This window comes from Lamprocystis purpurea DSM 4197 (genome assembly GCF_000379525.1).
Lineage (GTDB): Bacteria > Pseudomonadota > Gammaproteobacteria > Chromatiales > Chromatiaceae > Thiodictyon > Thiodictyon purpureum.
The window spans coordinates 1-2228 of sequence record NZ_KB902437.1; the positions used below are offsets into that span (position 1 = coordinate 1).

The window sequence follows — 2228 nt, forward strand, 5'->3', positions numbered from 1 at the left end:
CACGACTAGGTTGGGCGATCTTTGGTTTTCTTCGTTGCCGGCGCAGAGGATTCAGGGGAAAACGTGGTCTGTCCCCGGTTTTCCCCTCAAAACGGCTGTTTTCTCACATGGCCCACAGCCGAAATCCAAAATCGCACTGCCGGGTTGTAGATGACGCAGTACTGTATCGGCAATACTTGAATATGCACCTTTTGTCTTCCCTTCTTCTGGGGTCATGTAGCCTTCAAAAGGAAATGTTTCAATAGTGCGTCGAATGGCTTCGTCAATTGTCATTTGTGCTTTCTCCTGTTTGATGTTTGAGATGGTGTTAATCGCATGCCGCCTAACGTGCAGCCTAAAGCGGCGCGCGCCCCTGATGACCTTGCGGGTTAGCACGACGCCTGTGGCGCGCGCTCGCTTTTTAGGCGAAGGTTAGGCTTTTCTTGGTTTCCGGAAAAAGAACTCGACCTGGCCCCTTATCCTTTTCCTATTGCCCTATGTTGTAATCCCTTGTAGGATCATAGCCAATTCCAAGCTCAAGATCGCGCTGTCTTTGCGCTTGTTGCGCTTGCTCGAACTGCTCCTCCTGCTGCCTCCTCTGTTCTTCCATATAGATCATCTGCTCCTCTTGCTCGGCTTGTCCTTGCTGATAAGTCCTAGCAGTCGCTCCGGCATCTCGTGAGGTCTGTTCATGGACAGGCAGACGCCGATCTCCAGCTATGGCCGGAGGTGTCTGCTTTGCCCTCGGAAGAGGGACCGTCTTGCCATTCGGCATGACCGTAAAATTCGCGGGCATCTGCACCTTACCTTCCCGGACCTTCTGCTCGAACCAAGCCGCCTTTTGTTCCGGCGTCATTTGATTATGCTTTTGGAAATGAGCATTCGCACGATCTGCGGCAGCCTGATAAGGATCTACAGATGTGGCTGCAACGCATCCCGCAATCTCAAAAGCTGCCGCAACTATAAATAACAAATATGTGAAGTTTTTCATTGGTTTGGAGCTAACCCGAAGCTGTAGGAATAGACCCTAGACCCATTTTTATTGTCTTCCCGGCAATAAAATACTGGGTCTTTTCCGTCACCGACCGTAGAACAGGATATGTTGCGTCCAGATGCTGACGGAATACTAGAAGAGGAACGATGCGCCAAGTCATCGGATATTAAAAGTTTATCCCTTCCTTGCTGAAAGTTCGTCCGGGCAATCTCCGTCAAAATGCCGTCAGGTCCGTAATGTTTTTGTTCCCATGCCTTGATTGCTTCCTGTTCGGGTCTCCTCGGTTGAGAGGGCATCTTAGGTCCAGGAAGCTCCGAAAGACTCGACAGTGGCGGAAGCCCATACTGCGCTCGCTTCTTATTGACATCTTCTAGGGAATATGAATTTACGATTTTCGTCAAGCTTTCTGCTGCATCTGCTTGGCGTTTGTTATCTTCTTCAAATTCAAGTGCTGCCGTATTCGGCACTGACTGAATCGTGACTCTTACGGTGTAAAGTGCATCCGCATTCTCGCCAGTCTTTTCGCAATTTGTTGGTTCCGATATTTCCTTTTCATTGGCCGCGTGGTCGGCCCAAATCAAATTTCTGACAAGGTTACAGCTATCCTCTGCCAACTTCTTGTAAGGAAGGGAAACAGCAGGAGCGCCTGAGCACGCTACAAACGCGAGGGCGGCAAGCACGCTGCCGCCGAACAGATTAACTGTATGTTTCAGTTTTCTTATGGAATGCATCGGAAATCTCATGAGCCTAACGTGTTCTAGGTTGGCACGGGCCGGCGACATGCTTGCCCGCCACGGGCCACTAAGGTTCTAGACTGAATCCCGCCGACCGCCCAGGCACATCGCCTCACCGCACGTGCCCCACCCGCGCCCTGCCGAGGCCCCCCCAGCCGCTCGGTGTTGCACATCGGCTGCCGCTCCAGGCCCAGCCTATCGCCCTTCGATGTGTACTTTCTGCGTCTCGCTGCTGTCTTGCAAGGGGCGTTTTGTGATCTGGATCATAGTTTCCGCAAATACCGGATACAAGACGCTGGATTCCAGGCAAACCTCCGCCGGGCGCTTGCCATCAGACCCTGCATCCGGACTAGACTTGGGGGACGCGACCGGCACGGGCCGCTCGTGAACTAGGCTGGCGCGGGCCGCTAATGAACTAGACTGGAACGGGCCACTAGGGAACTAGACTGAATTCCGTCCAAGACCGACACGACCGCCACATGATGTCCACCATCCCCAACCCCCGCCGCGAGGACGGCTCC

At 53.0% G+C, this 2228-nt stretch carries 3 protein-coding genes; all 3 read right to left on the minus strand.

All coding sequences use genetic code 11. The features are described 5' to 3' along the window. Positions 1-51: 51 nt before the first annotated feature. Positions 52-273, minus strand: coding sequence for a hypothetical protein (locus A39O_RS40575; protein WP_157639827.1), 222 nt, complete (start codon positions 271-273; stop codon positions 52-54). Positions 274-466: 193 nt separating this feature from the next. Beyond that, on the minus strand, positions 467-970 hold the full coding sequence (locus A39O_RS0107850; RefSeq protein WP_157639829.1) for a hypothetical protein: 504 nt from the start codon (positions 968-970) through the stop codon (positions 467-469). Then, entirely contained in the window at positions 967-1704 is a 738-nt protein-coding gene (locus tag A39O_RS40580; protein WP_157639831.1) for a hypothetical protein, read from the minus strand. The genes A39O_RS0107850 and A39O_RS40580 overlap by 4 nt, the downstream gene beginning before the upstream one ends. Positions 1705-2228: the final 524 nt, after the last annotated feature.

What these genes read in the sequence shown, in the direction of transcription:
- A39O_RS40575 (WP_157639827.1), bottom strand. Translation starts at nt 273, where the DNA reads ATGACAATTGACGAAGCCATTCGACGCACTATTGAAACATTTCCTTTT.
- A39O_RS0107850 (WP_157639829.1), bottom strand. Translation starts at nt 970, where the DNA reads ATGAAAAACTTCACATATTTGTTATTTATAGTTGCGGCAGCTTTTGAG.
- A39O_RS40580 (WP_157639831.1), bottom strand. Translation starts at nt 1,704, where the DNA reads ATGCATTCCATAAGAAAACTGAAACATACAGTTAATCTGTTCGGCGGC.